This window comes from Bradyrhizobium uaiense (assembly GCF_010811875.1).
Taxonomy (GTDB): Bacteria; Pseudomonadota; Alphaproteobacteria; order Rhizobiales; family Xanthobacteraceae; genus Bradyrhizobium; species Bradyrhizobium uaiense.
The window spans coordinates 1-26146 of the sequence record NZ_VKHP01000128.1; the positions used below are offsets into that span (position 1 = coordinate 1).

35 protein-coding genes and 1 riboswitch are annotated in these 26146 nt (G+C 64.0%); of the genes, 25 read left to right on the top strand and 10 right to left on the bottom strand.

Annotation, left to right across the window (positions count from 1 at the left end; all coding sequences use genetic code 11):
• The first annotated feature begins 220 nt into the window (after positions 1-220).
• The 9 genes from FNJ47_RS26780 (at position 221) to FNJ47_RS26820 (ending at position 8756) form a co-directional block, all read left to right on the top strand.
• The gene (locus FNJ47_RS26780; protein WP_163158537.1) at positions 221-775 is read left to right on the top strand and encodes an HD domain-containing protein; all 555 of its coding nucleotides are present in this window, start codon (positions 221-223) and stop codon (positions 773-775) included.
• Position 776: 1 nt separating this feature from the next.
• Positions 777-2492, top strand: coding sequence for an urease subunit alpha (ureC, locus tag FNJ47_RS26785; protein ID WP_163158539.1), 1716 nt, complete (start codon positions 777-779; stop codon positions 2490-2492).
• Positions 2493-2603: 111 nt separating this feature from the next.
• On the top strand, positions 2604-2903 hold the full coding sequence (locus FNJ47_RS26790; RefSeq protein ID WP_016847277.1) for a putative quinol monooxygenase: 300 nt from the start codon (positions 2604-2606) through the stop codon (positions 2901-2903).
• A 27-nt stretch (positions 2904-2930) separates the two neighbouring features.
• The gene (locus FNJ47_RS26795) at positions 2931-3230 is read left to right on the top strand and encodes a putative quinol monooxygenase (protein WP_163158541.1); all 300 of its coding nucleotides are present in this window, start codon (positions 2931-2933) and stop codon (positions 3228-3230) included.
• Between the two features lie 7 nt (positions 3231-3237).
• Positions 3238-3897 (top strand): urease accessory protein UreE, encoded by a 660-nt coding sequence (locus FNJ47_RS26800; protein ID WP_163158543.1) that lies wholly within the window; start codon positions 3238-3240, stop codon positions 3895-3897.
• Entirely contained in the window at positions 3878-4615 is a 738-nt protein-coding gene (locus tag FNJ47_RS26805; protein WP_163158585.1) for an urease accessory protein UreF, read from the top strand. Before FNJ47_RS26800 ends, FNJ47_RS26805 begins: the two co-directional genes overlap by 20 nt.
• A 156-nt stretch (positions 4616-4771) precedes the next feature.
• A complete protein-coding gene (gene ureG, locus FNJ47_RS26810) occupies positions 4772-5410 on the top strand; it encodes an urease accessory protein UreG (protein WP_163158545.1) in 639 nt (212 codons plus the stop codon).
• 467 nt (positions 5411-5877) lie between these two features.
• Positions 5878-7539 (top strand): HWE histidine kinase domain-containing protein, encoded by a 1662-nt coding sequence (locus FNJ47_RS26815; RefSeq protein WP_163158547.1) that lies wholly within the window; start codon positions 5878-5880, stop codon positions 7537-7539.
• A 188-nt stretch (positions 7540-7727) separates the two neighbouring features.
• A complete protein-coding gene (locus FNJ47_RS26820) occupies positions 7728-8756 on the top strand; it encodes a cytochrome-c peroxidase (protein ID WP_163158549.1) in 1029 nt (342 codons plus the stop codon).
• 76 nt (positions 8757-8832) lie between these two features.
• Here FNJ47_RS26820 and FNJ47_RS26825 read toward each other — a convergent pair whose 3' ends face one another.
• Positions 8833-8994 (bottom strand): hypothetical protein, encoded by a 162-nt coding sequence (locus FNJ47_RS26825; RefSeq protein WP_163158551.1) that lies wholly within the window; start codon positions 8992-8994, stop codon positions 8833-8835.
• Between the two features lie 311 nt (positions 8995-9305).
• On the opposite strand from FNJ47_RS26825, the gene FNJ47_RS26830 reads away from it, so the two are divergent.
• Complete coding sequence (locus tag FNJ47_RS26830; RefSeq protein ID WP_163158553.1) at positions 9306-10289, top strand: hypothetical protein; 984 nt, start codon at positions 9306-9308, stop codon at positions 10287-10289.
• Between the two features lie 20 nt (positions 10290-10309).
• Here FNJ47_RS26830 and FNJ47_RS26835 read toward each other — a convergent pair whose 3' ends face one another.
• A complete protein-coding gene (locus FNJ47_RS26835) occupies positions 10310-10675 on the bottom strand; it encodes a methylamine utilization protein (RefSeq protein WP_163158555.1) in 366 nt (121 codons plus the stop codon).
• A 221-nt stretch (positions 10676-10896) separates the two neighbouring features.
• On the opposite strand from FNJ47_RS26835, the gene FNJ47_RS26840 reads away from it, so the two are divergent.
• Positions 10897-13800: an EAL domain-containing protein gene (locus FNJ47_RS26840; protein ID WP_163158557.1), complete on the top strand. Its 2904-nt coding sequence runs from the start codon at positions 10897-10899 to the stop codon at positions 13798-13800.
• Positions 13801-14137: 337 nt separating this feature from the next.
• On the opposite strand, the gene FNJ47_RS26845 is transcribed toward FNJ47_RS26840, so the two are convergent.
• A complete protein-coding gene (locus FNJ47_RS26845) occupies positions 14138-14686 on the bottom strand; it encodes a sigma-70 family RNA polymerase sigma factor (RefSeq protein WP_016847265.1) in 549 nt (182 codons plus the stop codon).
• A complete protein-coding gene (locus FNJ47_RS26850) occupies positions 14686-14889 on the bottom strand; it encodes a NepR family anti-sigma factor (protein WP_018269610.1) in 204 nt (67 codons plus the stop codon). Before FNJ47_RS26850 ends, FNJ47_RS26845 begins: the two co-directional genes overlap by 1 nt.
• A 265-nt stretch (positions 14890-15154) precedes the next feature.
• Here FNJ47_RS26850 and FNJ47_RS26855 point away from each other — a divergent pair, with 265 nt between their 5' ends.
• Positions 15155-15967, top strand: a complete 813-nt coding sequence (locus FNJ47_RS26855) for a response regulator (protein ID WP_163158559.1) — start codon at positions 15155-15157, stop codon at positions 15965-15967.
• Positions 15968-16043: 76 nt separating this feature from the next.
• Here the strand turns inward: FNJ47_RS26855 and FNJ47_RS26860 are convergent, their stop codons facing one another.
• Positions 16044-17243 (bottom strand): cytochrome P450, encoded by a 1200-nt coding sequence (locus FNJ47_RS26860; protein ID WP_163158561.1) that lies wholly within the window; start codon positions 17241-17243, stop codon positions 16044-16046.
• A gap of 119 nt (positions 17244-17362) precedes the next feature.
• Here FNJ47_RS26860 and FNJ47_RS26865 point away from each other — a divergent pair, with 119 nt between their 5' ends.
• The 3 genes from FNJ47_RS26865 (at position 17363) to FNJ47_RS26875 (ending at position 19014) form a co-directional block, all read left to right on the top strand.
• Entirely contained in the window at positions 17363-18085 is a 723-nt protein-coding gene (locus tag FNJ47_RS26865) for a TetR/AcrR family transcriptional regulator (protein ID WP_236000117.1), read from the top strand.
• Between the two features lie 200 nt (positions 18086-18285).
• Positions 18286-18813, top strand: a complete 528-nt coding sequence (locus FNJ47_RS26870; protein ID WP_347341722.1) for a DMT family transporter — start codon at positions 18286-18288, stop codon at positions 18811-18813.
• 60 nt (positions 18814-18873) lie between these two features.
• Entirely contained in the window at positions 18874-19014 is a 141-nt protein-coding gene (locus FNJ47_RS26875; protein ID WP_158231282.1) for a hypothetical protein, read from the top strand.
• Between the two features lie 25 nt (positions 19015-19039).
• Here the strand turns inward: FNJ47_RS26875 and FNJ47_RS26880 are convergent, their stop codons facing one another.
• Positions 19040-19282, bottom strand: a complete 243-nt coding sequence (locus FNJ47_RS26880; protein WP_163158565.1) for a hypothetical protein — start codon at positions 19280-19282, stop codon at positions 19040-19042.
• 178 nt (positions 19283-19460) lie between these two features.
• Between FNJ47_RS26880 and FNJ47_RS49915 the strand changes: the two genes are divergently transcribed.
• The 4 genes from FNJ47_RS49915 (at position 19461) to crcB (ending at position 20546) form a co-directional block, all read left to right on the top strand.
• Positions 19461-19637: a hypothetical protein gene (locus FNJ47_RS49915; protein WP_165445882.1), complete on the top strand. Its 177-nt coding sequence runs from the start codon at positions 19461-19463 to the stop codon at positions 19635-19637.
• Positions 19638-19674: 37 nt separating this feature from the next.
• Positions 19675-19797, top strand: coding sequence for a hypothetical protein (locus FNJ47_RS53305; RefSeq protein WP_283811293.1), 123 nt, complete (start codon positions 19675-19677; stop codon positions 19795-19797).
• Positions 19798-19856: 59 nt separating this feature from the next.
• Positions 19857-19917: riboswitch (Fluoride riboswitch) on the top strand.
• 72 nt (positions 19918-19989) lie between these two features.
• Positions 19990-20163: a hypothetical protein gene (locus tag FNJ47_RS26885; RefSeq protein ID WP_163158535.1), complete on the top strand. Its 174-nt coding sequence runs from the start codon at positions 19990-19992 to the stop codon at positions 20161-20163.
• On the top strand, positions 20160-20546 hold the full coding sequence (gene crcB / locus FNJ47_RS26890; RefSeq protein ID WP_165445883.1) for a fluoride efflux transporter CrcB: 387 nt from the start codon (positions 20160-20162) through the stop codon (positions 20544-20546). The genes FNJ47_RS26885 and crcB overlap by 4 nt, the downstream gene beginning before the upstream one ends.
• Positions 20547-20946: 400 nt before the next feature.
• Here the strand turns inward: crcB and FNJ47_RS26895 are convergent, their stop codons facing one another.
• Positions 20947-21201: a hypothetical protein gene (locus tag FNJ47_RS26895; protein ID WP_163158567.1), complete on the bottom strand. Its 255-nt coding sequence runs from the start codon at positions 21199-21201 to the stop codon at positions 20947-20949.
• A 184-nt stretch (positions 21202-21385) separates the two neighbouring features.
• On the opposite strand from FNJ47_RS26895, the gene FNJ47_RS26900 reads away from it, so the two are divergent.
• From FNJ47_RS26900 to FNJ47_RS26920, 5 genes are all read left to right on the top strand, one after another.
• On the top strand, positions 21386-21607 hold the full coding sequence (locus FNJ47_RS26900) for a hypothetical protein (protein ID WP_163158569.1): 222 nt from the start codon (positions 21386-21388) through the stop codon (positions 21605-21607).
• A 133-nt stretch (positions 21608-21740) separates the two neighbouring features.
• Positions 21741-22421 (top strand): transglutaminase-like domain-containing protein, encoded by a 681-nt coding sequence (locus FNJ47_RS26905; protein ID WP_163158571.1) that lies wholly within the window; start codon positions 21741-21743, stop codon positions 22419-22421.
• A 36-nt stretch (positions 22422-22457) separates the two neighbouring features.
• Entirely contained in the window at positions 22458-23384 is a 927-nt protein-coding gene (locus FNJ47_RS26910) for a DMT family transporter (protein ID WP_163158573.1), read from the top strand.
• 98 nt (positions 23385-23482) lie between these two features.
• A complete protein-coding gene (locus tag FNJ47_RS26915; protein ID WP_163158575.1) occupies positions 23483-23668 on the top strand; it encodes a hypothetical protein in 186 nt (61 codons plus the stop codon).
• Between the two features lie 658 nt (positions 23669-24326).
• Positions 24327-24719 (top strand): hypothetical protein, encoded by a 393-nt coding sequence (locus tag FNJ47_RS26920; RefSeq protein WP_163158577.1) that lies wholly within the window; start codon positions 24327-24329, stop codon positions 24717-24719.
• 133 nt (positions 24720-24852) lie between these two features.
• On the opposite strand, the gene FNJ47_RS26925 is transcribed toward FNJ47_RS26920, so the two are convergent.
• From FNJ47_RS26925 to FNJ47_RS26935, 3 genes are read right to left on the bottom strand one after another with little or no spacing between them, the layout of a single operon-like run.
• A complete protein-coding gene (locus FNJ47_RS26925; RefSeq protein ID WP_163158579.1) occupies positions 24853-25299 on the bottom strand; it encodes a hypothetical protein in 447 nt (148 codons plus the stop codon).
• Entirely contained in the window at positions 25277-25420 is a 144-nt protein-coding gene (locus FNJ47_RS26930) for a hypothetical protein (RefSeq protein ID WP_163158581.1), read from the bottom strand. Before FNJ47_RS26930 ends, FNJ47_RS26925 begins: the two co-directional genes overlap by 23 nt.
• A 26-nt stretch (positions 25421-25446) precedes the next feature.
• The gene (locus tag FNJ47_RS26935; RefSeq protein ID WP_163158583.1) at positions 25447-25818 is read right to left on the bottom strand and encodes an ElaB/YgaM/YqjD family protein; all 372 of its coding nucleotides are present in this window, start codon (positions 25816-25818) and stop codon (positions 25447-25449) included.
• Positions 25819-25974: 156 nt separating this feature from the next.
• Here FNJ47_RS26935 and FNJ47_RS26940 point away from each other — a divergent pair.
• Positions 25975-26146: transposase (locus FNJ47_RS26940; protein WP_236000119.1), on the top strand; the 172-nt coding region annotated here is incomplete at its 3' end.

Below are 26146 nucleotides of genomic sequence, written 5' to 3' on the forward strand. Positions count from 1 at the left end.
CTTCCGCCGGTGACTCCCTCACATCCGATAACGATGGCGAGGTGCAGCCGTGACGCCAGGAACAGTTGCGCTACGAAGTGAGGTGAGCACGTTGGTCAGGCTCCCTCCCCCCTTGCGGGGGAGGGTTGGGGAGAGGGGTAAGCCCCGAACTCCAGCAGACGGCATTTCGCGATGCTCGTCCAACAACTACACCTTCAGACACGAAGGGACGCCGTAACCGATGTTCCCTCCAGTTCGCCTTGTCTCCGAAGCTGCCGAACTTGCCGCGCATCGTCACAACGGGATGACGCGCAAGGGGCGGGGGAGTGAGCCTTACATCAATCATCTCGCCGAGGTCGCGAGCTTGCTCGCGGAGGTGACTGATGGTGCGGATGCCGAGCTGGTTGCTGCCGGGTGGCTCCACGACACCATCGAGGACACCGAGACCACGCGCGAAGAGCTCGCGCAAAAATTCAGCGAACGCGTTGCCTCGCTGGTGGTCGAGTGCACCGACGACATGAGCCTGCCGAAAGCCGTGCGCCGGCAGAGGCAGATCGAGGACACTCCACATAAATCGCCCGACGCAAGACTGATCAAGACTGCCGACAAGGTCAGCAATATCGGTGCCCGGATCGTGCCGCATCCAAGCAAGGATGAGCGCGACGATCTCGCCGACTATGCGGCCTGGGCGGAGAAGGTCGTTGCCGATTGCCAAGGCATTAATCCGCGGCTCGACCGTATTTTCGATGACACCGTTGCGCGCGCCAAGGCCGCGCTGGCTGAAACTGGGGGCTGACATGTCCGTGAAGATCAAGCGTTCCGTCTATGCCGACATGTTCGGTCCCACGACCGGCGACAAGGTGCGGCTCGCCGACACCGATTTGATCATCGAGGTCGAGAAGGATCTCACCACCTATGGCGAGGAGGTGAAGTTCGGCGGCGGCAAGGTGATCCGCGACGGCATGGGGCAGTCGCAGGTGACGAATGCGCAGGGCGCGGCCGATACCGTGATCACCAATGCGCTGATCGTCGATCACTGGGGCATCGTGAAGGCTGACGTCGCGATCAAGGAAGGCATGATCGCTGCGATCGGCAAGGCCGGCAATCCCGACATCCAGCCCAACGTCACCATCATCATTGGCCCCGGCACCGATGTGATCGCGGGCGAAGGCAAGATCCTCACCGCCGGCGGTTTCGACAGCCATATCCATTTCATCTGCCCGCAGCAGATCGAGCACGCGCTGATGGCGGGCGTCACCTCGATGCTGGGGGGCGGCACCGGCCCGTCGCATGGCACCTTCGCCACCACCTGCACGCCCGGCCCGTGGCACATGGGACGGATGATCCAGTCGTTCGACGCGTTCCCGGTCAATCTCGGCATATCGGGCAAGGGCAATGCGTCGCGTCCGGCGGCCTTGGTCGAGATGATCAAGGCCGGCGCCTGTGCGCTGAAGCTGCATGAGGATTGGGGCACCACGCCGTCTGCGATCGACACCTGCCTGTCGGTGGCCGACGACTACGACGTTCAGGTGATGCTGCATTCGGACACGCTGAACGAATCCGGCTTCGTCGAAGACACCGTGAAGGCATTCAAGGGCCGGACCATCCATGCCTTCCATACCGAAGGCGCCGGCGGCGGCCACGCGCCTGACATCATCAAGATTGCCGGGCTGAAGAACGTGCTGCCGTCCTCGACCAACCCGACCCGGCCGTTCACACGCAACACCATCGACGAGCATCTGGACATGCTGATGGTGTGCCATCATCTCGATCCCTCGATCGCCGAGGACCTTGCCTTCGCCGAAAGCCGGATCCGCAAGGAGACCATCGCGGCCGAGGATATCCTGCACGACCTCGGCGCGCTCTCGATGATGTCGTCGGATTCGCAGGCGATGGGCCGGCTCGGCGAGGTCATCATCCGCACCTGGCAGACCGCCGACAAGATGAAGAAGCAGCGCGGCGCGCTGCCGCAGGACAAGGGCAACGACAACGACAATTTCCGCGTCAAGCGCTACATCGCCAAATACACCATCAACCCCGCGATCGCGCATGGCGTGTCGAAGCTGATCGGCTCGGTCGAGAAGGGCAAGATGGCCGACCTCGTGCTGTGGTCGCCGGCGTTCTTCGGCGTCAAGCCGGACTGCATCATCAAGGGCGGCTCGATCGTGGCGGCGCCGATGGGCGATCCGAACGCCTCGATCCCGACGCCGCAGCCGGTGCATTACCAGCCGATGTTCGCCGCCTTCGGCAAGTCGCTGACGGCATCCTCCGTGGTGTTCACCTCGAAGGCTGCGGTCACCGGCGGCCTCGCCCGCAAGCTCGGGATCAGCAAGAAGCTCTATGCGGTGCAGAACACCCGTGGAAAAATCTCCAAGAAGAGCATGATTCACAACGATGCGACGCCCGAGATCGAGGTCGATCCCGAGACCTATGAGGTCCGCGCAGACGGCGAACTCCTGACCTGCGCGCCGGCCGAGGTGCTGCCCATGGCACAGCGCTATTTTATGTTCTAAAACCCGTCCCGGTAACCAGAGCGTTTTCGAGCGAAGTGGATTTCCGGTTCGCGGAAAGAAAACGCGTCAAAACAAGACTAAAGCCAAAAGAGAAAACCGGGAGGAATTTCCGTGATTTACGTCGTTGCCACGCTGACCATCAAGCCCGAGACCCGTGCCGAATTCATCGCTGCGGCGACAGCCTGCATCAAGGAAACCCGCAAGGAGCCCGGCAACATCGCCTACGATCTGCATGAGAGCGTCACCGACCACAGCAAGATGGTGTTCGTCGAGCAGTGGGAAAATGCCGACGCCTTGGTGCCGCATCGCACCGCCGAGCACATGAAGACGTTCGGCCGGGTCGCGGTGAAGTGCATGGCGGCGCCGCCGAAGATCGAGGTGATCACGCCCGAGAAGGTCGACGTCCGCTAAGACAACAACAAGAATGGGAGAAACATCATGATCTATGTCATCGCCACCACGCCGATGAAGCCGGAGAACAAGGACGCCTTCATCAGGGGGCACAAGGCGTGCATCGCCGAGACCCACAAGGAGAAGGGCTGCCTCTCCTATGAGGGCCATGTCAGCGTCAACGATCCTAATCTGTATGTGGTGGTGGAACGCTGGGAAACCCGCGACGACCTGACCGCGCACAGCAAGGCGCCGCACATGAAGGTGTGGCGCGAATATTCCGCCGACATGAAGACCGGGCCGACGGTGATCGAGATCATCAGCGACGCCAAGGTTCAGAAGCTCTGAGGCATCGATGATCCGCGCAACCAGGGTTCTGGGACAGCATCGCTGGACGGAAGCGGCAGCCGACACCGTCGTGCTCGATTTTGACGACCGGCACCGGCGGCGGATGGCCATGACCGGGACGCGCGGGCTCGAATTCCTGCTCGATCTCGAGAACGCGGTCGCGTTGCGCGGCGGCGATGCGCTGGTGCTGGAGGACGGCCGCCTCGTCGAGGTGGTCGCAGCTCCCGAACCGCTCGCGGAGATCCGCGGCAGCGATCCGCATCATCTGATCCGGGTCGCCTGGCATCTCGGTAACCGCCATCTGCCGACGCAGATCATGCCGAAGGGCCTGCGCATCCGCAGGGATCACGTGATCGAGGCGATGGTGAAGGGGCTAGGGGCCCGCGTCATCGAGATCGAGGCCCCGTTCGATCCCGAGGGCGGTGCCTATGCCGAGCATGCGCATGCCGACGCACCCGCGCATGGTCACACCGGGCATGATCATGCCCACAGCCATGCGCACGATCATGGTCATCACCGCGGTGATGGACATCACCACGGTGACGGACATCACCATGGTGATGGACATCACCATGATCACGGGCATGACCACGATCACCACCATGATGAGCATTGCGAGCATGCCCATCATCACCACGACCACTCCCATGCTCATGACCAAAAATGAGCCCGATCCCGCCGCGTTGCGCGACGGGATGGCGGAGGACGAGGCAGCCGCGCTCTATCGGCTGATGACATGGCTGTCGCCGTCCTTTCCGGTCGGCGCGTTCGCCTATTCCAGCGGGATCGAATGGGCGGTCGAGGCTGGCGACATCACCGATGCCGCATCGTTGCGCGGCTGGCTCGCCGCGATGCTCACCGACGGCAGCGGATTTTGCGACGCCGTGTTTCTCGCGCAGAGTTTTCGCGCGGCATCTGAGCCTGATCCTGCTGGGTTGAAGGAGATCACCGAGCTTGCAGCCGCCTTCGTGCCGTCGCGCGAGCGGCAGCTCGAGACCACGACGCAGGGGCGCGCCTTCATCGAGATCGCTCGTGCCGCCTGGAATTCACCCGGCCTCGACGCGATGGTCGCGGCCTGCGACGGACCGATCGTCTATCCAGTCGCGGTCGGCATCGTCAGCGCCGCGCATGGCATTCGGCTCGCGCCTTCGCTGCATGCCTTCCTGCATGCTGTGCTCTCGAACTGGATTTCGGCAGGCGCCCGGCTGATCCCGCTCGGGCAAACCGACAGCCAGCGCGTGCTGGCCGATCTCGAGCCGGTCGTTGCCGCGACCGCAGGGTGGGCCAACGCGGCCTCGCTCGACGAGCTCGGCAGCGCCACCTTTCGGGCGGATCTCGCGAGCCTGCGTCACGAGACGCAATATACGAGGTTGTTTAGGTCATGATGCGCCACGCCATCCCCGCGTCGTCCCCGCGAAAGCGGGGACCCATAACCACAGGGCTTTATTGTTACGGCCGGTGTTGGCCATCCGACCTTATTGAGAGATCACGCGGTATGGGTCCCGGCGTTCGACGGGACGACGACAGAGGGATTGGTTGACATGCCCACTTCTCATGGCCCGCTGCGGGTCGGCGTCGGCGGTCCGGTCGGCTCCGGCAAGACCGCGCTGATGGACCTGCTCTGCAAGTCGATGCGCGAGCGCTACGACATCGCGGCGATCACCAACGACATCTACACCAAATGGGATGCGGAGTTTCTGGTGCGCTCCGGCTCGCTGACGCCGGACCGCATCGCGGGTGTCGAGACCGGCGGCTGCCCGCACACCGCGATCCGCGAGGACGCTTCGATGAACCTCGCGGCGGTCGCCGACATGCGGGCGAAATTCCCCGATCTCGATCTGGTCCTGATCGAATCCGGCGGCGACAATCTGGCGGCGACGTTCTCGCCGGAGCTGGCGGATCTCACGATCTACGTCATCGACGTTGCCGCCGGCGACAAGATCCCCTCCAAGGGCGGCCCCGGCATCACGCGATCCGACCTTCTGGTGATCAACAAGATCGACCTCGCGCCCCATGTCGGTGCGTCGCTTGAGAAGATGGACACCGACGCCAGGCGGATGCGCGGCGAGCGGCCCTTCGTGATGACCAACCTGAAGAAGAGCGACGGCCTCGACCGCATCATCAGCTTCATCGAGACCAAGGGCGGCCTTCGGCCGCAGGCCGCCGGCAAGGCGGGCTGACGGGGCGGGCTAGTCGTTAATCATTGTGGCACTTCGCCCGGACTTGGGTCCGTCACCCCCGCGCAAAGGCTCCGCCTTTGTCGCTGGAGGTGCGAGCCTTGCGGCGCACTTGCGCCGCTGGGCGAGCCTCGAAGGGTGCACGGCCACCAGTTGGGCCGTCGACCCTTCGAGACGCGCTTCGCGCTCCTCAGGGTGACGGTCGACGAGAGGGCCGTCCGGCCGCCGCAAAAAGCTGCGCAATGGCCGGAACAATTTCCAACTTTGACGATTAGCAACCTTTGGCGCCGCCAAAGACCGCCGGGTGGCGTCGTCGTTAATGTTGCCGACCGGCTCTTGTTGCGTACCGATGATCGCTATTCCATATTCCTGTGCGGCTGGCGTTCCTCGCACCCTGATCTATCGCCGCCCCCGCAGAAGCCAGATGCCTTCAGTCCCCTTTCGCCACCCCCTGATTGCCGAGTAAGCGTGTGGTTCGACTGGGCTTCATCGTTGCCTTGATTGCGCTGATCGGAGTCCTGCTCTCCGGTCTTGCCGCCTATCGGGTGCACGATCAGGAGCTCGCCATCGACGGTATCGCGCTGGCGCGGGCGATCGACGTCCACGCCAGCCTGGTGCAGGACCGCCTGACCGAGCGCGAGCTGCTGGCGCGGGTGGCCTCGGGCCTGTTTCGGACGTCGTCGATGGTGAAGGCCAACATGCTGCAGCCGCTGCGCTCGGCGATCTATGCCTTCAAGACCGATTTCGTCGTCGCCGCCTGGATCGCGCGGCTCAAGCCGAACGAGCTGACGGCGGCGGAGGCGGAGCTGAAAGCCGCCGGCTTCACCAATCCCTCGATCCGCGATTTCGACGACCAGGCGCTCGACATCAAGGCGCTCGACAAGCCGATCAACGTGCTGATGGACGTCGAGCCGCGCAATCCGGAGACCCTGAGCATCCCGGGCCGTGCCTTCGACCGCCACTCGGTGGTCGGCCCGATGCTGGCGAAGGCGATGGCCAACGCCAAGCCGGTGGCCTCGGACCCGGTACCGCTGCTGCGGCAGAACGGCCCGGTCGGCGTCGTGCTCGCCGCGCCGGTGTTCCAGGAAGGGGCCTCCGAGCCGGCCGGCTTCATCACGTTCTCCTATGAGCTGTCGTCGCTGATGCTGACCAACGACGATTCCTCGCTGTTTGCGGTGGCGCTGAAGGATCCGCGCGATTCCAACGACGAGTTCACCTCCAACGAGCAGGGCATCGTCACCTCACGTGCGGTGCGCCAGGACGGACCGCTGCCGTCGATGGTCCGCACCGTGACGTTCGGCGGCCGCGACTGGTCGCTCGACTATTACGCCAAGAGCAACGCCACGGTGCGTGCGCAGCAGACCGCGACCATCGTCGCGGCGATCGGCCTGGCGCTGACCGGCATCGTCTGCGGCCTGTTCGGCTATGTCGCCTACAACAATCTGCGTCTCAGTCGCGAGATCGAGGTCCGGATCGGTTTCGAGCGTCGGCTGACCGCCGTGATCGACGAGCTCAACCATCGGGTCAAGAACATCCTCGCGGTGATCCAGTCGATCGTGACCCGCACGCTGCGGCATGGTGCCGATATCGACGGCGCGCGCGAGCTGCTGATCGGGCGCATCCACGCGATGTCGAACGTCGTCACGCTGCTCAGCGAGAGCCAGTGGCAGGGCGTCAAGCTGAAGGGCCTGTTCGAATCGCGCGCGATCCCGCATGCCGACCGGATCGCGGTGAACGGCCCTGATATCACCGTCAGCGCCCGCGCCGCGCAATCGCTGTCGCTGCTGTTCTTCGAGCTCGCCTCGCACTCCGACGAAGGGCTGTCGCTGGTCGGTAAGCATCCGCACATCGTCGCGAACTGGGAAGTCGTCGGCGAGGATGCTGACGCGGTGTTCCATTTCCGCTGGGAGGAGTTCAACACCAGCCAGGCGACGCGGCGGGCCGACAGCGACTTCGGCCTGATCCTGCTCGACCGCGTCGCGCCCGAGGCGCTCGGCGGCACTGCGAAGCGCTACTTCACCGACGTCTCCTATGTCTACGAGCTGACCGCGCCGATGGACACCGTGGTCGACATGACCGAGCGCGACCGCACCGAGCAGTTCTCCGCGCCGCTGCGTCCGGTGAAGAAGTAGCCGCGCGCGACCGCCACAGGTTGTGCGGCTTTATCGCTGCGCGGATTGATCGTATTCACGCTGATGGGAATACGCTGGCAGCGTTCCGGGACCGACACCCGGCATCCGTAAGATCCCGCAACCGAGCGTTAAAACTTCGTTGAACATGCTTCGGCATATACCGAGCAGGATACCGCTTGAGGACCCCGATGAGGCTTTGGGTCAGCCTGACCTTGCTCGCGGCAGTTTTGCCGGTAGGGCTGTCGCTTGCCCTGACTCCGGCGACGGAGCCGCGCGACCCTGCGGCCATTCGTGCAAGCTATCGCAGGCCCGAAATCGTTCCCTTCCCGAGCAGCAATCCCTATTCGGAGGCGAAATCCGCGCTTGGCCAGATGCTGTTCTTCGAACCGCTGCTGTCGCGGTCGAAGACGCATTCCTGCGCGAGCTGCCACAAGCCGAGCCTGTCCTGGGCCGACGGCCTTCCGCGCGCCATCGGTGAGGATCCGAAGGGCTTGCCGATCCGCTCACCGACCCTGATCGACGTGGCTTTCTTCGAGCCGCTGGGATGGGACGGCAAGTTCAGGGATCTGGAATCCGTTGCGTTCGGTCCGATCCTCAGTCCGATGAACCTGAACATGACCGAGCCGGAATTGATCGCGCGTCTTGCGGCGATCCCCGGCTATGTCGATGCGTTCGCCCACGCCTTCGGAGATGGTGCGATCACGCGGCCGAGGATCGAACAGTCGCTGGCGACCTTCGAGCGCTCCATCATTGCCGGCGAGGCGCCGTTCGACCGCTGGATCAAGGGCGACGAAAGCGCGATCAGCGCATCAGCCCAGCACGGCTTTGAACTTTTCAACGGCAAGGGACGCTGTTCGTCCTGCCACAGTGGTCCGTCCTTCTCCGACGGATCCTTTCAGGATATCGGCACCGCCAAGGGCCACGACATCGGGCGCGGCCGTTTCTTTCCGACCTCGGCGAAGCTGAAATATGCGTTCAAGACCCCGACATTGCGCGACGTCGCGCGCCGTGCGCCCTACATGCATGACGGATCGGTCGCAACGCTGGAAGATGTCATCGAGCTGTACAACAAGGGCGGGATCGAGCGGCCGAGCCGGTCGCCCGACATCAAGCCGTTGTCGCTGACCGCGGGCGAGAAGAAGGATCTGATCGCCTTCCTGCAAACCTTGACCGCGACGGCGCCGCCGGTGGCGGGGGTCCCCAAGCTACCGCGCTGACCGCGGCGCAAGGCTATCTGAAACAAGGCTATTTGAAACAGGGATATTCGAAACAAGGACCGCCTAGGGGGCGCCTTCAGGCGAGGTGCGGCAGCGCGGCGCCCAGCAGGCCAAGCCCGACGAGCAGGAACGCACCCGCGCAGGTCTCGAGGGCCGCCGCGCGCGACGGGGACGATTTTGTCACATAGGCGAGGGCCGACCCCACCCCGATACTGACGACGCTCAACACTCCGAACATTTAACCGGCCTCCCGATCCGATCTGTCCGGGTTTCACTACGACAGTTGAATTGAGCCCCCGTGCCGGAATTAGCTAAAATTCGACGGAACCGGCCGGAAACGACTGCGCTGAGGGACGGGCTGGGGCCTGCCTGCCGCGATTAACCACAATGCAACCAGCGGGTGTCCGAGGCAGGCGCAAAGCCTAAAATTTGATATAAGTTAAACAAGTCATTAAGTGTGTGTGGGCGGTTGGTTCAATGTCTATTGGGCGAGAGCGAGATGCCGGTTCGGCTATGCGCTCTTTTTTCGCCACGTGCCTTGCAGCGGTTTTGTTTTGCGTCGTAGCCGCGCGCAGTGCCGAGGCTCATGTCAAATGGTTCTGCGCCTACGATGTCGCCGGCCAGCCCCGCGGACTCGAGAATGTCCTTTGCCTCGATTTTGAACTGTTGCTCGGTGTTGCCGTCTTCTGGCTGTTTGCGGGCTGCCTGGTCGAGCCCACGTCGCTGGGCGATGCGACGATCCGGGTGATGGACCGCATCACCGCGGGGGTGCGGTCGCACACCGAACTGATGATGCGCGCGGTTGCCGGGTTCTTCTTCATCTCGATCTGGGCGGTCGGTGGAATTCTGCTGACGCCGGAGTTGAAGACGACGTCGCCGCTCGTCGGCGCATTGCAACTCGCGATCGCGGCCGGGATGCTGTCGCGGCGCACGCTGCCGCTGTCGGCCGTGGGCATGGCGATCCTGTTCGGGATCGGCGTCCGCGACTACGGTGTCTTCCATCTCGCGGATTACCCGATTTTCCTCGGCGTTGCCGCCTATTTTGCGTTGATCGGCCTGAACAGGGATATGTTCGGAATCCGGCCGATCGACGTGATGCGCTACGCGGCTGCCGTGACGTTGATGTGGGCCTCGATCGAAAAATGGGCCTATCCGGAGTGGAGCTTCCCGCTCCTGATCGAGCATGCCGGGATGACCCTCGGCTTCGACAATGAGTTCTACATGCGCGCCGCCGGCATGGTGGAATTCGTACTCGCCTTCGCCTTGATCTGGACGCCGCTGATCCGGCGCTGCGCGGCTGCTGTGCTGACCGGGATGTTCATCAGCGCGTGCTTCGAATTCGGCAGGATCGACACGATCGGACACTCGGCGATCATCGCCGTGCTGCTTGCGATTGTCGCCGACGACAAGGTGCTGCCGCGCGACCGTCGTGCCCCGTGGCTTGCTCCGGTCGCGCTCTGTGCCGCGCTGTCGCTGACATTGTTCGTCTACTATTTCGGCCACGCCGTGATCTTCAAGACGTCGGTCCTGTAGATCGTCGTTGCTTCAAGGAGCTATTTGGCGACGTGGACGGCGAGCTTCATCTTCGGATGAATGCCGCACAACACGGTGAAGTCGCCGGGCACGGAAAATGTGACGTCGAACTTGCTGCCCGGCTGCTGGTCGCCCGAGTCGAAACTGAACGTATCGCTGCTCAAATAAGCGTGATGCAGCAGTTCGCCGTCATCGTTAATGAACCGTAAAACCTCACCGCGCTTGATCGAGATTTCTGCGGGCTTGAATTCGCGGTCCTTCTGCGAAATGACATAGGGAGCCGCACCCAGAGCGGCTCCGGCAAGCGCTCCCATGACAATCGCGACCACAAACGGCGCGCAACCGAACCGGCCGAGGCGCACGGCGCGCAACAAGGCTGACTGCATGGAACCCCCGGTTGAACCTCGAACACCCGACATCGGCTACCCCAGGGCGCAAAGTCGTGCCTCCCGGATTACCTGTAGTGGCGATTATCGCCAGCTGATCTTAACGATTTCAGCATGAGTTGCAGTCACTACTAAACCAATTTTGAGCAGACAGTCATTTTTCCGCAGCGCTGCGCGTTTCTGCGTAGCTTGAACATCGAGCACTACGGCGAAACGCGGGCATGGATAGCCTATTGGGCAACCTCAAGGTAAAGGGCAGTGCGGCCTTCCGGTTCGCAACCGGCGGCCTGTCGCGTCTTGCCCTGACCAAGGGGTCGATCCGCACCCAGATTCTGATTTTTTGCCTTGCGATGAGCGCGGTTGCCGTCGCCCTCGGCGGATACTCCATCCTTGGCATCAGCCATGCCGGCGACCTGGTGGCCAAGACGTTCGACGAATCCCTGATGTCGATCAATTACGCCCGCGCGGCCGGCGCAGACTTCGCCTCGATGCGGGTCGCCTCGTCGCAGCGCCTGCTGACCACGGATCCGGAGATCCGTGCCGGCCTCGACAGCCAGATTGAAAAGCTCGCAAAGACGCTCTCGGAAGATCTGACGATCGCAGCCGACCGGTCGCAGTCTGTGCGGGCGGCACAGGCCGCCGCCAAGGTTCAGGAAGCCGCCGACGCCTGGATGACGCTGCATCGCCGTGCGGTCGGATTGTCGCTCGAGGGAAATCCGGCGACCGATCCGCGTGCGACGGTCGGCGACGTCGATCGCTACTCCAAGATCGTCAGCCAGCAGGTCGAGCTGCTGGTCAATTATACCGCCGGCGACGGCTTTCTGTTCCGGCAAAAGGCGCTCTCGACGATCAAGCGGGACCTGCAGCTGAACGTGGCCGGACTGACCGTCGCGCTGTTCCTGTCGGCCCTGTTTTCGTGGCTGTTGGCGCGCCGCATCATCGGACCTGTCGCCATCGCATCCCGGGCCGCGCGCAGCATCGCCGGCGGCGACCTCGATGCGACCGTCCCCAAGGGCGGCACCGACGAATTGGGGACGCTCCTGACCGCCATGGAAACCATGCGCGACAACATCAGGCGGATGGTCGATCAGGAGGTCTCGCAACGTCGCTCCGCGCAGGCGCGGCTTTCCGATGCACTTGAAACGTCGCGCGAGGGCGTCGTGCTGCTCGACGCGGACGGCCAGATTGCCTTGGCCAATTCGCGCGCCGGTGAGTTCATCCGCCTCTCGCCGCAGCTTCTGCAGTCGGATCGGCTCGATGCCGCCCGGCTGGCGCCGGCCGACGGTGACATCGACGGCTTCGCAAGCGAAGCGCAGCTTTCGGACGGGCGCTGGCTGCGCGTCAGCCGGAGCGAGACGCAGGAGGGCGGCGTCGTCCTCGTCTACAGCGACATCTCCGCGCTGAAGCAGCAGAAGGCGGAGCTGCACGAGACCAATTTGCGGCTCGATGCTGCGCTCACGCACATGTCGCAAGGCTTGTGCCTCTACAACAGCGAGGCGCGTCTCCAGGTCGCCAACCGCCGGTTCTGCGAGATCTTCGATATCTCGCCGGAGCTCGTGGTTCCCGGAATGACCATGGGGGACGTGCTCGGCCTCAGCGTCGCCGCCGGCAATCATGGCGACTGGACCGTCGCCGACCTGCTGGCGGAGCGCGAGCGATCGATGGCCCAGCAGGAGGGCGGCAACTACCTGCAGCATCTCAGCGATGGGCGGATCATTGCCATCGCGCAACGGCCGACATCCGACGACGGCTGGCTCGTCACTTGCGAGGACGTCACCGAGCAGCAACGGGCCGAGTCGCAGATCGCGTTCATGGCCCGGCATGATGCCTTGACCAAGCTGCCGAACCGGACGTTGCTGGCCGAACGGATCGAGCTGGCGGTCGCTCAGGTCGGCCGCGGATCTGGCTTTGCGGTGTTCTGCCTCGATCTCGATAATTTCAAGCAGGTCAACGATACGCTCGGCCATCCGGTCGGCGACGAGCTGCTGTGCGCGGTGGCGGACCGGGTCAACGCCTGCGTCCGCGAGGTCGATACTGTGGCGCGTCTCGGCGGCGACGAGTTCGCGGTCATCCAGTGTGGCGTTCAGGGCGGAGACGAGGCCGAACGCCTCGCGCGCCGCATCGTGGAATGCGTCGGCGCTCCCTATGAATTGAATGGGCATCGCGTGGTCGTCGGATGCAGCGTCGGCATTTCGATGTCGCCGGGCGACGGCACCACCGGCGAGAAGCTCCTGAAGAACGCCGACGTCGCTCTGTACCGCGCCAAGATGGAGGGCCGGGGCACCTGGCGCTTCTTCGAGCCTGCGATGGATGCCAGCCTGCAGCGGCGCAGGGCGATCGAGCTCGACCTTCGCGAGGCGATGTCCAAGGACGAGTTCTCGTTGTTCTACCAGCCGCTTTACGACCTCCATCTCGATCGCATCTGCGGTTTCGAGGCGCTGCTGCGCTGGCACCATCCCAAGCGCGGGCTGGTGCCGCCGGACCAGTTCATCCCGATCGCCGAAGAGATCGGCCTGATCGGCCCGCTGGGCGAATGGGTGCTCCATCGCGCCTGCGAGCAGGCCGTCGGCTGGCCAAGCGAGATGAAGCTCGCGGTCAACGTCTCCGCGGTCCAGTTTCGCGATCCCGACTTCATCGACGTCGTCGTCAACGCACTCGAGGCGTCGAAGCTGTCGCCGCGCCGGCTGGAGCTCGAAATCACCGAGTCCGTCTTCCTCGCGAACAGCAACGAGACGCTTGCAACGTTGCACAAGCTGAAGGCGCAGGGACTGCGCATCGCGCTGGACGATTTCGGTACCGGCTATTCCTCGCTGAGCTATCTGCGAAGCTTCCCGTTCGACAAGCTCAAGATCGACAAGTCCTTCGTGCGCGACGCGACCGCGACCCATGGATCGAAATCGATCGTCCGCGCCGTCATCAGTCTCGGCAGAAGCCTTGGCATGACGACGATCGCCGAGGGTATCGAGACCGTCGAGCAGCTCGATCACATGCGCGCCGAAGGCTGCAACGAGGCCCAGGGCTTCCTGTTCAGTCATCCGGTCCCGGTGACCGAAGTCGCAGCCAAGATTCTCGAATTGAGAAACGGCTTCAAGCCGCCCGCCGTCAAGAAGGCGATGGCGGGCTAGAGCGTTTGATTGAATCGCCTTGGCGGTCTCGGTTCACCTCTCCCCAGCGGGGAGAGGTCGGATTGCGCCTGGCGATGCGAAGCATCGTCCAGTGCAATCCGGGTGAGGGCTCTTGCTCTCTCGATGGACCGTAACCCCTCACCCGATTTGCTGCGCAAATCGACCTCTCCCAAGGGAGAGGTGAAGCTTCGATGCCGCTCCAGCTCAATCTAATCTCATTAGGCTCTAGCTGCGCAAAGACAGCGCGTCTGGCGATCGTGTCAATGTGATCTGCTCTCCCAATCAAAAAGGCGGCCCGATCGGGGCCGCCTTCTTCCTTGTTCATCGCGCGTCTCGCTTATCCGCCATTGCCGCCGATCACGGCGCGCACGGTGTTGTCGGGGCCGAAATCCTCGGCGCTATCGACATAGAGCAGCGCGGACAGCTTCGATCGCGCACGATTGACGCGGCTCTTGATGGTGCCGACCGCGCAGCCGCAGATCGCCGCGGCATCCTCGTAGGAGAAGCCGGAGGCGCCGACCAGGATCAGCGCTTCACGCTGGTCCTGCGGCAGCTTTTCGAGCGCCGCGCGGAATTCCTCGAACTCCAGATGCGCTGCCTGCGACGGCTGGCTCTTCAGCGTCTTGGCGTAGTTGCCCTCGGCGTCCTCCACCTCGCGCCGTCGCTTCCGGTAGTCGGAGCGAAACAGGTTGCGCAGGATGGTGAACAGCCACGCGGGCAGGTTCGAGCCGGGCTGGAACGAGTCGATATTGGCGATCGCGCGCAGCAGGGTCTCCTGCACCAGATCGTCGGCGCGGTCACCATTACCGGACAGCGAGATCGCGAACGCGCGCAGGCTTGGGACCGACGCCAGGATGTCGTCGCGGAGTTCATTCGTGAGAGGCATTAGTCCCCTCCATTGTTCTTGTCGGTATCGCCCCCAGCCACAGCCGCGGCGGCAGCCTCGGGCCCATCGAGTTTGCGGATCAGCTCCGCAAAGCGGTCGGGCACCCCCTGCCGCACCACGTCATCGTACATGGCGCGCAGCTGGTGGCCGATTCTCGACTGAATCTCGGCGTTGAGACCGCCCTGCTTCTTTACTTCCTTCATGATCTGATCCACGCTTCCCCGGGAGTTAAGTCTCTGATTTCCAAGATGTTTCCTCGAAAAAAGAGGCTGGCCGCGTTGCCTCGTCGGTCAGGAGCTAATGCGAAGTTGCGGATAAAGTTCCGGAAGGCTGGAACTATTTCGCGGAACTTTTCCGGCTTTCGCGCGTAGTCGGGCATGCAGGGGAACCGGGGTCGCCCCAAATTGGTACGCCGCCCCAGAGTACGGGTTCAGGCCGGTGGGCCTCACGAACAAGGATGGAGTGGGAATGTCCCGATCGCAAATCGTTGCCGAGCACCTTCCGCTGTTGCGCCGTTATGCTCGCGCACTGACCGGAAACCAGGCGTCGGGGGACGCCTATGTCGGGGCCATGCTCGAGGCCCTGTTGCAGGATGGATCACTGCTGGACCAGACGCACGGCCCGCGCGCCGGCCTCTTCCGGCTGTTCACCCAAATCTGGAATTCGGTGTCGGTGAACAACAACGACAATGACGACGTGGCGACGCTGTCGCTGCCGCCGGAGCGCCGGCTCTCCAACATCACGCCGCTGCCGCGGCAGGCCTTCCTGCTGCTTTCGCTGGAAGGTTTTTCGGAGGAGGAGGTCGGCTACATTCTCGGCACCGATATCGCCGAGACGCGCAAGCTGACCGATGCCGCCGGCCGCGAGATGGCCGCCGAGATCGCGACCGACGTCCTCATCATCGAGGACGAGACCTTCATCGCCATGGATCTCGAGAGCCTGGTGAAGAACCTCGGCCACAACGTCATCGGCGTCGCGCGCACGCATTCCGATGCGGTGGCGCTTGCCAAGAACAAGAAGCCCGGCCTGATCCTCGCCGACATCCAGCTCGCCGACGGCTCGTCCGGACTCGATGCGGTGAACGAGCTGCTGCGGACCTTCGAGGTGCCGGTGGTGTTCATCACCGCCTATCCCGAACGCTTCCTGACCGGCGAGCGGCCGGAGCCGGCGTTCCTGATCTCAAAGCCGTTCCAGCCGGCGATGGTGTCGGCGGTGGCGAGCCAGGCGCTGTTCTTCCAGCGCAACTCGCGCAACCGCACGCCGCGTGCCGCGTCGGCATGACCTGAGTTTACGCAAGAGGCAAAATCCGGCCGGCGTACCGAGAGGTACGCCGGTTTTTTCTTGGAGTATTTCGAAGCTACTTCAGTGTGACGCGGACCGGCATCGTGCTGAGTGCCCGCAGCCCCGAGCTGTCGCGGAAGGCTGTGGGGCCTGCAATGTCGAATTGCTTCACGCGGGCCGCCAGCGCGGCAATCACCGCCTCCGCCTCCAGCCGCGCCACCATCTGCCCGACACAGCCGTGGATGCCGACGCCGAAGCCCATGTGTCCGGACAGCCGCCGCCTGACGTCGAACTGGTCGGGATGCTCCCAGCGCGTCTCGTCGCGGTTGGCGGAAGCGAGCAGCAGCAGCACCTTCTCGTGCTTGCCGATCCTGACGCCGGCGATCTCGGTGTCGTGCGGCGTGGTGCGGAACACGAACGGCGCCGGTGAATCGAAGCGCAGCGTCTCGTCGAACGCCGCGCGCGCCAGCGATGGGTCGGCGGCAAGCAATGCCCATTGCTCGGGATGGCGCGCCAGCGTGTACAGCGCCATGCCGATCGCGCTGATCGTGGTGTCGAGTCCGGCCGAGAGCAGCGAGCGCACCAGCAGCTGAGCTTCCTCCGCGCTGATCTCGCCGGTGTCGGCCGCCTCGTAGACCTGCGCGCCGAAGCTGCCCGGGCGCAGCGCCTCGCGCTGACAGCGTGCCGCGACCCAGGGCAGCACGCGCGGCGCCTCTTTCATCAACGCGCGGAAATAGTCGTTCTCGGGCCCGAAGCCGGCGAACACCATTGCGCCATAGGTCAGAAAGTTCTCGCGGCCTTCCTGGTCGATGCCGAGCGCGTCGGGAAACACGCTGACCGGAAACACCTCCGCGATGTCCTTGATGGCATCGAACGATCCGCGTTCGACCAGCCCGTCGATGAGCGTTGCAGCCTTCGCCTTGAAGTCATCCGCGAGCCGCCGCATCGCGCCGGGCGACAGCACCCGCGCCAACACCGCGCGGGTCCGTGTGTGCAGCGGCGGATCGGCTTCCAGCACGATGCTCGGCGGCCGCCACGGCTTCTCCTTGAAGTGGTTCGCAAGCCCCGCACCGCCCGCGTTGCTGAAATTGACATGGTCGCCGAAGATTGCCTTGACCTCGGCAAAGCGCGGCACCGCCCAGATGTCATATCGCGTCAGCCGAATGGCCGGCCCCGCGGCGCGCAGCTCCGCATAGGTGCCGTAGGGATCGGCCCGCGTCGCCGCACTGAACGGATCGAAATCGCTCCGGATAACCTCGCCGGCCATCGTGCTCATTGGGACCCTCCGGTTCTATGATTAGTTAATTGACCATAGTCAATTAATATCGGGGTGGCAAGGGGGCTCAGGTTGCCATCCGTGCGAACAAGCGGCATGGAGGCGTCAGGGAGATGGCAATGTCGATCGAGGAGCGAGCCAAGGGCACGCGGCGCTTTCAGCGCAGGGCCCGCCAGGAGGCCGACAAGGAGGTGCTGAAGGCGCTGATCCTCGAGACCGCGCGCAAGGAGTTCGCTGCCGGCACCCTCGAGACGGTTTCGATCCAGAAGATCGCCGACGCGATCGGCTACTCGAAGGGCACCGTCCTCAAATATTATCCGACCAAGCTGCTGCTGCTGCTCGCGGTGAAGCAGCAGAATCTCGAGGTAGTTGCTCAACAGTTGGAACGGGTCCGCGCGCAGACAACCGACAGCGATCTGCGGCTGCGGCGGGTGATGGAAACCTATCTCGATTACTGGGCGGACAATCCCGATCACTTCCGTTCGCTGTTCTCGATGTCCGGTACGGTCGAGGACCGCCGTTTTCCCGACGGCGTCTATTTCGGCGAGACCGAGATCGCGCGCCGCAGCTACGAGCTGTTCGTGGTCTCGGTGCGGGAATATCTCGCGGCGCATGGCGCCGAGCCGGCGCCGGGCCTGCCGCAACGGCTTGCGACCGCATTGCTTGCAGCAATCCATGGCGTGGTCGCGCTGACGCTCGGCACGCCCACCATGAAGCTGCCCGACATGCGCGGCACCGGCCGACTCCTGATCGCAAGCCTGATCGATGCCTGGACGAGCAGGCTTGCCGTCGCACGGAAAAGTGAGGGCTGGCCAAAGATCACGACCGGCACCTTTGCCTGACAGGGCGATGCGGCATGCGGGATGCGCTGTGGAATCGCGTGCCGCCGCCTGCTAAGCGCGGCCGATGGATACGACGCACCGCGATCGAACAATCGGCTTTCTCTGCCTGGTGGTGACGGCCTTCGGCTGGGCCCTGAACTGGCCGCTGATGAAGCTGTTGCTGCAGCAATGGCCGCCGCTGTTCGCCCGCGGCCTGGCCGGTGCTGCACAGCCGCCCGACATTGCGCGATTGTGCGGCGCTGGTGCTCGGCGTCGCCGGCGTTGCGCTGCTGCTCGGCGGTAACGGCTTTGCGTTCAGCGCCGACAAGCTCACCGGCATTGCGCTCGCGCTCGCCTGCGCCATCCTGTTCGCGCTCGGCAATGTGCTGAACCGCAAGCCGCTGCCGATGCCGCCGCTCGCCGTGGTGGCCTGGCAGGTCGGCATCGGCTGTCTCGTGATGCTGCTGCTCGGCATTCTGTTCGAACATCCGAACTATGCCGCAATCACGCCGTTCGGCCTCGGCTGCTTCGCCTACATGACGCTGATGCCGATGGGCATCTGCTATCTCACCTGGTTCGAGACGCTACGCCGCCTGCCGCCGACATCGGCGTCAACGGGGATGTTGCTGGTGCCGGTGATCGGCGTGGTGTCGGCTGCGATCATCCTCGGCGAGCCGCTGGGACTGCGCGAGATCGGTGCCATGGCGCTGACGCTCGGCGGCGTGACGCTGGCGCTGCAGCGGGCCTGAGCCGACGGCCGACGGAACCGAGGCTCGCGAGACGCGTTCTCCTGTAAAGGGAGCTTGGCCATGCGCAAGGCGATCGCGCGGCTCGATGCGGAGCAGAAGGCGCAGCTGCTTTATCTCGCAGATCTCGGCACGGCGATGTTCACGTCGGCGCTCGTGGTCTGCACCTTGAAGGCGGTCGTGGACCTCTTCGTCGGCGGCTGAGCGCTACGTCTGCGCCAACGCGCCGCTACTTGCCGTCCGCCTCTTCCATCTGGGTGTGCCCTTCGGGCCCCCGATTGAATACCCCGTAATCGCTGGATTTCACCCCGGCCGCAGCATCGGTGCCCATGCCGGCCAGGCCGAGCTTGAGCAGTTCGCGGACTGCCGCGGCGCGGGTCGGCATACGGTGCTTGAAGCGGAAATCATCGAGGGCGGCCAATTCCTCAGGCGACAACATCACTTGCAATCGTTCGGCACGCAACTCTTTCATCTTCAAATGCCCGGACTTAGTGAATTGAGTAATTTGCTAAACCGCCAAACTCGTATTCGGTTCCATGGGCTGAGGTAAAGTGGCCGAATGAGTATAATTATCAAGTAAAATCAATAACTTAATCAAAAAATCGGGGAACGGTCGGCCGCCTGTTTCGTTATGTTGCGGGAGAGATGCCATGGCTAACCAAGTCAAGCTGCCCCGCAAGCTATCCGAGGAGCCGAAAGCGCCGGAACCGCGGCGCCCGAGCCACGCCCGGGTCATCGATCAACTGGACCGCTGGGCCAATAGTCCCGGTCTGCAACCACCGAAGGTGCATGATGCAGAAGACGATTCAGAAGCGGAAACGGTCTGAGCCCCATACGTTCGAGCAGCGGCTCGAGGAACATCGCGTGCGGCTCGAGGGCCAGCTCGCGCAATTGCCGCGCGGCGTCGAGCGCGAACAGGTCGCGGCGCGGATCGAGCAACTGCGGACAGCCGTCGAATTGAACGCGATGCTGTCGATGAGCGAATGAACCGACACCTCAGCGGCGGGAGGCCACTTGCTCCCGCCATTGCGCTCGCCTACCATTCCCAGGTTGATGGGGATGGAGTCCCCCGATAACCGCCGCAAGGCTGATGACTCCTACCGGGCGCGACAGCGTCGGTAGGAGCATGCGCCACTGCCGATCCGCCGCCGCGCCCCGCGAACGAGAAGGGGGCAGAGCATGACGGGTCTTCCTGATTCACTCTCAATCTCATTGTCGCTGGTCGGGTCGATCTGGCTCGTCGGTGTCGTCGCCCTGCTGGTCGACGCGCCCGGCGAGCTGGTGGCCGCGACTTTCGTTGTTGGGATGCTGGTCGGCATCGCCGAGTGGCGAGCAGGAAGGGTGAGACTTTGAACGTACAATTGTTGGCGGCGGTCGCGATCGGCGGTTCGCTGGGATCGGTCGCGCGCTATCTGGTGGGGATCGGCGCGGGGCGCCTGGTCGGGACGGATTTTCCCTGGGGCACGCTGGTGATCAATATCGTCGGCTCGTTCCTGATCGGGGTGTTCGCGGAGTCGTTCGCGCTGAGCTGGAATGTCAGCCAGGTGGTGCGGGTGTTTCTCACGGTCGGCATCTGCGGCGGCTTCACCACCTTCTCGACCTTCTCGCTCGATGCGATCGTGCTGATGCAGCGGGGCGAGCTGTGGTCGTCCGGCGCCTATATGGCGGCCTCCGTTGCGCTCGCGATCCTGGCGCTGTTCGGCGGCCTGCTGCTGCTGCGGGCGTTTGCGGCTTGATGGTCAACTCCGCGCTCCCTTTCCGTCATCCCCGCGCAAAGGCTTCGCCTTTGTCGCTGGAGGTGCGAGCGGAGCGAGCCTCGAAGGATGCACGGCCCCAGCCGGGCCGTCGATCCTTCGAGGGCCGCTGAAGAAGCGGCCACCTCAGGATGACGGGTTGAATAGATGAATGGATATCCGAGTATCGCGAGAGGCCAGAGCAAGATGCGATTGGGTGCCGCCGCGAATAAGGCGAGGGGATACGCGCGATTTCGGAATATTAGAAGAATGCCTCTGAGTTGCCCGACGTGTCAAGCTGCTTGGTTCGAACGCCGGCCGCCGCCGGCCACTTTGCATGGGGTTGTTTTCGATATTTTGGCAGCGCCCCCTGCGACGGCCCCATAACTTGATATTGCTCTAGCTAGTCGGTGGGGTGGCGGCCGGTGCGCGGATTGAGTGGCGCGGTCGGCTGCCGCCGCAGCGCCTCGGGAAGGAACGCCTCGCCATGCTTGGGCGAGGCGTCGGCACGCACATCGGCGGCCCATTGCGCGCGTTCGTGCGGCGTCTGGTTGTCGTCGAACGTCCGCTTCACGTCGACCCCGCCGACGGGGTCGTTGACGCCGTTCCGGCTCGCTGGATGGTCGACACCGTTGTGGATGTCACTGGAGTTGCCCATCACGTCCTCCACGCCTGGTTACTCCGGACCAACGTCGCCCGCGCGAGCGCCGTTCCAAAACAGCGCGTTCCAAAAAAGTGAAGGACTGGAGGTATCGCCTGCCGCCGGAATCCTTGGCGCGTGCGAGGTCAGCCGGTAGGATGGAACCCGGATCGTAGTCAGGGACCAAGGGAAAGAGCGGGGAATGAAGCATGTCGACGTCGCGGTGATTGCAGCCACGCTGTGGCTGCTGGCGTCGATGGTGCTGGACATCCTGACGCCGAAGTCGATCACCGTGTTCATGATCGCTGCCGCGCTTGCCCCGCCGTTCCTGATCGGGATCGGCATCCATTTCGCGCGCGAATATTTCAAGGCGAAGCGACGCAGCTACCGGCCGCCGCAACTCGACGAACACTTCGAGAACTAGAGCGTTTTCAAGCGAAGTGGGCACCGGTTCGCGTCAAGAAAACGCGTCAAAACCCAAACCTGGCGGGGCAGGGCTGCAGCAAGGGCTGTACGAGCTGCATTGATCTGATCCCGTTGCTTGCTAAGCTCGCGCCATGACCGAGCATCTCCCCGAGACGATCAGCCGCCTCTACACCGACCCCGGCGACTATGTCGACAGCGACCATCCCGCCGTCGAGGCATTCGCCCGCGCCGCCGTGGCGGCCGACGCCAGCGCGCGCGACAAAGCGAGCCGGCTCTACACCGCGGTGCGCGACGGCATCCGCTACAACCCCTATGTCAGCATGCGCTCGCCCGAGAGCTATCGGGCCTCCAGCGTGCTCGCCGCCGGCAACGGCTACTGCGTCGGCAAGGCGGCGCTCTATGCGGCGGCCTGCCGGGTGCACGGTATTCCGGCCCGCGTCGGCTTCGCTGACGTCCGCAACCACCTCACCACCGAGAAGCTGCGCCAGAGCATGGGCTCGGACCTGTTCACCTGGCACGGCTTCACCGAAGTGTTCGTCGACGGCGCCTGGCGCAAGGCGACGCCCACCTTCAACGACACGCTGTGCGCCAAGCTCGGTGTTGCGCCGCTCGATTTCGACGGTCATTCGGATGCGCTGCTGCATCCCTTCGACGGCGAAGGGCGCGCCTACATGCAGTATGTCAACGACCACGGCACCTATCACGACGTGCCCGCCAAGTTCCTGATGCGCGAGATGGCGCGCGAATACGCCAACATGCAGGGCGAGGACATGTCCGGCCGCGACATGGAGCGGGAGGCGGCGGAGCAGTAGCGCGCGCCGCGGCGCACCGGCTGAGGGGGCGGTGTCATGGATGCGGAGCAGCCGAAGGCGCCGGTCAGCCGTCCGGCCACGGGCTGGGAGGACGCGGTCGCGCTGACCGGCTTCATCCTGGTCGCGATCGGGCAGGCCTCCAACCAGGTGCTGGCGCGCGGCCTTGCCGGCTCGGTGCCGCCGTTCTCGCTGGCCTTCTTCCGCTGGAGCATCATCGCCGTCGGCCTGGCACCGTTTGCGATCGGGGCGATCCGCGACGGCAAGATCCCGCTGGCGCAGAATTTCTGGCCGATCCTCGCCGCGGGCTTCCTCGGCATGTTCCTGTGCGGCGGCCCGGTCTACATCGCCGGTATCACCACCACCGCGATCCATATCGCGCTGATCTTCGCCCTGTCGCCGATCATGGTGCTGCTGATCTCGGCGGCGCTCGGCATTGAGCATATCGGTCCGCTGCAATGGCTCGGGACGGCGCTGGCGCTCGCCGGTGCGCTGCTGATCGTCTCCGGCGGCCACCTGGAAACGCTGACGCAGTCGAGCGCGGCCTGGGGCGATCTGCTGGTGATGGGCGCGATGCTCGGCTGGTCCGGCTACACGCTGGTGCAATCGCGCGTCGCGCCGCGCGCCTCGCTGCTGGCCCGCGTCAGCCTGTTCTCGGCGGCCGGCGCGCTGTGCTCGCTGCCGCCTGCGCTCCAGGAGATGTGGGCGACGCCGGCTGCGGTTTTCAACGCCAGGGCGTTCGAGGCCTATGTCTTCGCCGGTCTCGTGCCAGGCCTGATGGCCTATGCCGGCTTCGCCTGGCTCGGCGCACGGTTCGGCTCGGTGCGGACGTCGCTGGTGCTCTATGTCGCGCCGATCGCGAGCGCGCTGCTGTCCTGGATCATCCTCGGCGAGCCGCCGAAGCTGATCCATCTGATCGGCGGCCTGCTGATCCTCGGCGGCGTCTGGGCCAGCCTGCGCAAATAGGCCGGGCAAGCTTTCCCGCCGCGGGAAACCCCGATGCAACTTTTTGCCCGGATGCGCGTTGAATCCATCGTCGATTCAATAGTTTATCGGAGCGCCGAATGAATTTGACTCCCCAGCAGCGCAAGGACCGCGATGCGCAGCGTCAGCAAGACGCATCGCAGGCGATGAAGGAGCATCGCGCCAACGAGAAGGCCTTCTACGACAATTTCCAGCGCCTCAAGGCCGAGCGGCATGCGCGCGAAGCCGCCGAGCATAGGCCGCAGGCACAGTCCGTTTCAAAATAGCAGCCGGCAACGCAACTCCCACCATCCGGATCTGACAGAGCGAGAAGGAGCGGAAACCCATTGGGGCGAGCGCGGCGCATGCGAGCCCGCCCCAATGACGCGATGAATCTCCAGGCTTATGGAGGACGTCAGATGTATTTTGCCGATAGGAAGACCGTCACCTGCAAATGCGGTGAGCCCCTGAGCGAGTTGATGCTCGTCGACGACCAGACGACTGGAATCAAGTTTCATGTCGGTCGTTGCCCGTCATGCCGTGAAGTGACGGTTGTTCGATCTCAGGACATGCCGACAAGCGATGATGCATGAAGCAGACGGTCCTCTCGCATGGCGACGGGACCGCTCCCTCCGATGCCTGACGTCCAATGCGACGGGTACGAGACTGGCCGCCTGACGCATCGTCTGCAGGGCAGCCGAAAAAGAGCAGGGCGCGACCGGCATCACCACGGTCGCGCCCTACGTCGCCGGTCAATGGGGCAGGGGGAATAACCGGCTCTTCCAATGACTCGTAGACCCCCGGACTCGTTCCGCGCGATTCGAAATTTTTTCGTACACGGTTAAGTGATGGTCGGACGCGAGAACCCCACAGGTTTCGTTCGCGTTGTGTCCGTGATCGCCAAGGGATTGTTAAGCGAATTTCCATGGGGCGAGGGACATCACCATGTCAAAGATTCAAAAGGGAATTTTCGCAGCGTTGGCGGTCGGACTGACGCTTGGCGCCGTCCAGCTGGCATCCGGTCACGATCTGATTGGCGGCCAGCAGGCCACCATCGCATTGGCGCTGGAGAGCGCCGTCAATCGCGCCGCCAAGACCGATCGTGCGGCGGTTCCATCAAGCGGTCTGCCGAGCCGGACGGTGGCGCTGAAACTCGATCGGCTTCCCGAGACGTCGGTTCTGGTCCGCGTCCCCGTGGCGCGGGAAGAGGCGCGCAGTCACCCCACAGCGCCGGCGCGGGTCCGGCCCGGTGAGACCCGCAAGGTGGCCTGCGAGCCCGTGGTCAGCGTCCTGACCGAAGTGGCTAAGCTGCTGCAGCCCGGCCGCTGCGTGACCTGAGAACGTCAGTTATCTCACCGTCATTCCGGGGCGCGCCTCTTGGCGAGAGCCCGGAATCCATCTAGCCGCGAGATACGTGGCCCGATGGAGTCCGGGCTCTCGCTTCGCGAGCCCGGAATGACGGTGGAGCACGTTACTCTTCTTCCGCCTCGCCGCTGCTGGCTGCACCGCGGCTTGCCATCAGGCCGAATGCGAGGCCGCCGACCACGAGGATCGGGATCAGCCGCTTCACGCCGACGGCGCGGACGATCTGCAGGCCGGTGGCGATCAAGGCGGGGTCGGCGAACATCGATGCCGCGGCAGACTTCGCGGCCTTGGCCGCCTTCTCGGCGCGGCGGCGCATCTCGCGCTTGCGCGCGGTGTAAACGGCGATCGCGATCAGCGTGACGATGAGGAAAACGCCGGCGCCGGACAGGCACGCTTCCACCGGCCCGTAGTGCTGCAGCACATAGACGAAGGCGGCCGCACACAGGAAGGCGATGGTGATGAACAGCGCGATCGCGGCAGCGGCCGCAAGCGATGTCAGCTGCAGCGCGCTGCCGGTGGACTCCTTGACGTCATCGATCAGCCGCTGAAGCATTGACCAGCCTTGCTTTGAATCTTGTTTTGATTCTTGCCTTGAACAGCGCATCGACAAACGAGGCGGCGGCGCGCCAGCGCTGCCATCTGGTCCAGAACGGTGGTTTGCGCATGATCGCCACCATGATCTCAGGGATGGATTGGTTGCCTAGCGGCGCCAGGTGAGGCCGATCAGGAAGCCGAGACCGAGCGCAAGGCCGACGGTCGCCAGCGGCCGCTCCGTGATCACCTCTTCCAGCGATTCCTCGATCGAGGATGCCGCCTCCTGCGCCGCGCCCATCATCGCGCTGCCACGCTCCGACACGTCGTCGAAGGTCGATTCCGCGTTGGCACGCGCATCCTTGTAGTGGCGGCGCGCCTGCTTGCCTGCGTTGCTCGCAAACGAGTTGAGCGCGTCGGTGATTTGTTCGGTCAGGGCTGCGATATCGTTCTTCACGGCGATGACATCCTTTTCGAGGCGTTCGTAGGTCGCTTTGTCCGTCATGTTCTTGATCCCAAATGCGCTGTCCGTGCTCGACATCGAAGGCTCCCGGAGGACGTGTGTGTTTGGAGAAAAACGCTTCGCACCAAGCAAAGGTTCCAGATGCGAAACCGAGGTTAGCCCTAGGTGGTGTGGACTCTAAGGATTCCCTTTTAGGAGCAAATCAGATTCAAGGCTGCTTTTGGGGAGGCCGCCTTGGGTGTGATGGACCGTTTGGTATTGAGCGACGCGGCGTGGAAGCGGATGGCGCCGTTGATCATAGGGCGCCCCGATCAGAAGGGCTCGACCGGGCGCGACAACCGAATGTTCGTTGAAGGAGTGCTGTGGATCGTGCGTACGGGGTCTCCCTGGCGCGATCTCCCGGAGG

Bases quoted from the DNA above. Each gene is read 5' to 3' on its own strand.
- FNJ47_RS26780 (WP_163158537.1), top strand. From the start codon at position 221: ATGTTCCCTCCAGTTCGCCTTGTCTCCGAAGCTGCCGAACTTGCCGCG.
- ureC (WP_163158539.1), top strand. From the start codon at position 777: ATGTCCGTGAAGATCAAGCGTTCCGTCTATGCCGACATGTTCGGTCCC.
- FNJ47_RS26795 (WP_163158541.1), top strand. From the start codon at position 2,931: ATGATCTATGTCATCGCCACCACGCCGATGAAGCCGGAGAACAAGGAC.
- FNJ47_RS26800 (WP_163158543.1), top strand. From the start codon at position 3,238: ATGATCCGCGCAACCAGGGTTCTGGGACAGCATCGCTGGACGGAAGCG.
- FNJ47_RS26805 (WP_163158585.1), top strand. From the start codon at position 3,878: ATGCTCATGACCAAAAATGAGCCCGATCCCGCCGCGTTGCGCGACGGG.
- ureG (WP_163158545.1), top strand. From the start codon at position 4,772: ATGCCCACTTCTCATGGCCCGCTGCGGGTCGGCGTCGGCGGTCCGGTC.
- FNJ47_RS26820 (WP_163158549.1), top strand. From the start codon at position 7,728: ATGAGGCTTTGGGTCAGCCTGACCTTGCTCGCGGCAGTTTTGCCGGTA.
- FNJ47_RS26825 (WP_163158551.1), bottom strand. From the start codon at position 8,994: ATGTTCGGAGTGTTGAGCGTCGTCAGTATCGGGGTGGGGTCGGCCCTC.
- FNJ47_RS26835 (WP_163158555.1), bottom strand. From the start codon at position 10,675: ATGCAGTCAGCCTTGTTGCGCGCCGTGCGCCTCGGCCGGTTCGGTTGC.
- FNJ47_RS26840 (WP_163158557.1), top strand. From the start codon at position 10,897: ATGGATAGCCTATTGGGCAACCTCAAGGTAAAGGGCAGTGCGGCCTTC.
- FNJ47_RS26845 (WP_016847265.1), bottom strand. From the start codon at position 14,686: ATGCCTCTCACGAATGAACTCCGCGACGACATCCTGGCGTCGGTCCCA.
- FNJ47_RS26850 (WP_018269610.1), bottom strand. From the start codon at position 14,889: ATGAAGGAAGTAAAGAAGCAGGGCGGTCTCAACGCCGAGATTCAGTCG.
- FNJ47_RS26855 (WP_163158559.1), top strand. From the start codon at position 15,155: ATGTCCCGATCGCAAATCGTTGCCGAGCACCTTCCGCTGTTGCGCCGT.
- FNJ47_RS26860 (WP_163158561.1), bottom strand. From the start codon at position 17,243: ATGAGCACGATGGCCGGCGAGGTTATCCGGAGCGATTTCGATCCGTTC.
- FNJ47_RS26865 (WP_236000117.1), top strand. From the start codon at position 17,363: ATGTCGATCGAGGAGCGAGCCAAGGGCACGCGGCGCTTTCAGCGCAGG.
- FNJ47_RS26875 (WP_158231282.1), top strand. From the start codon at position 18,874: ATGCGCAAGGCGATCGCGCGGCTCGATGCGGAGCAGAAGGCGCAGCTG.
- FNJ47_RS26880 (WP_163158565.1), bottom strand. From the start codon at position 19,282: ATGAAAGAGTTGCGTGCCGAACGATTGCAAGTGATGTTGTCGCCTGAG.
- FNJ47_RS49915 (WP_165445882.1), top strand. From the start codon at position 19,461: ATGGCTAACCAAGTCAAGCTGCCCCGCAAGCTATCCGAGGAGCCGAAA.
- FNJ47_RS26885 (WP_163158535.1), top strand. From the start codon at position 19,990: ATGACGGGTCTTCCTGATTCACTCTCAATCTCATTGTCGCTGGTCGGG.
- FNJ47_RS26895 (WP_163158567.1), bottom strand. From the start codon at position 21,201: ATGGGCAACTCCAGTGACATCCACAACGGTGTCGACCATCCAGCGAGC.
- FNJ47_RS26900 (WP_163158569.1), top strand. From the start codon at position 21,386: ATGAAGCATGTCGACGTCGCGGTGATTGCAGCCACGCTGTGGCTGCTG.
- FNJ47_RS26905 (WP_163158571.1), top strand. From the start codon at position 21,741: ATGACCGAGCATCTCCCCGAGACGATCAGCCGCCTCTACACCGACCCC.
- FNJ47_RS26910 (WP_163158573.1), top strand. From the start codon at position 22,458: ATGGATGCGGAGCAGCCGAAGGCGCCGGTCAGCCGTCCGGCCACGGGC.
- FNJ47_RS26915 (WP_163158575.1), top strand. From the start codon at position 23,483: ATGAATTTGACTCCCCAGCAGCGCAAGGACCGCGATGCGCAGCGTCAG.
- FNJ47_RS26920 (WP_163158577.1), top strand. From the start codon at position 24,327: ATGTCAAAGATTCAAAAGGGAATTTTCGCAGCGTTGGCGGTCGGACTG.
- FNJ47_RS26925 (WP_163158579.1), bottom strand. From the start codon at position 25,299: ATGCTTCAGCGGCTGATCGATGACGTCAAGGAGTCCACCGGCAGCGCG.
- FNJ47_RS26935 (WP_163158583.1), bottom strand. From the start codon at position 25,818: ATGTCGAGCACGGACAGCGCATTTGGGATCAAGAACATGACGGACAAA.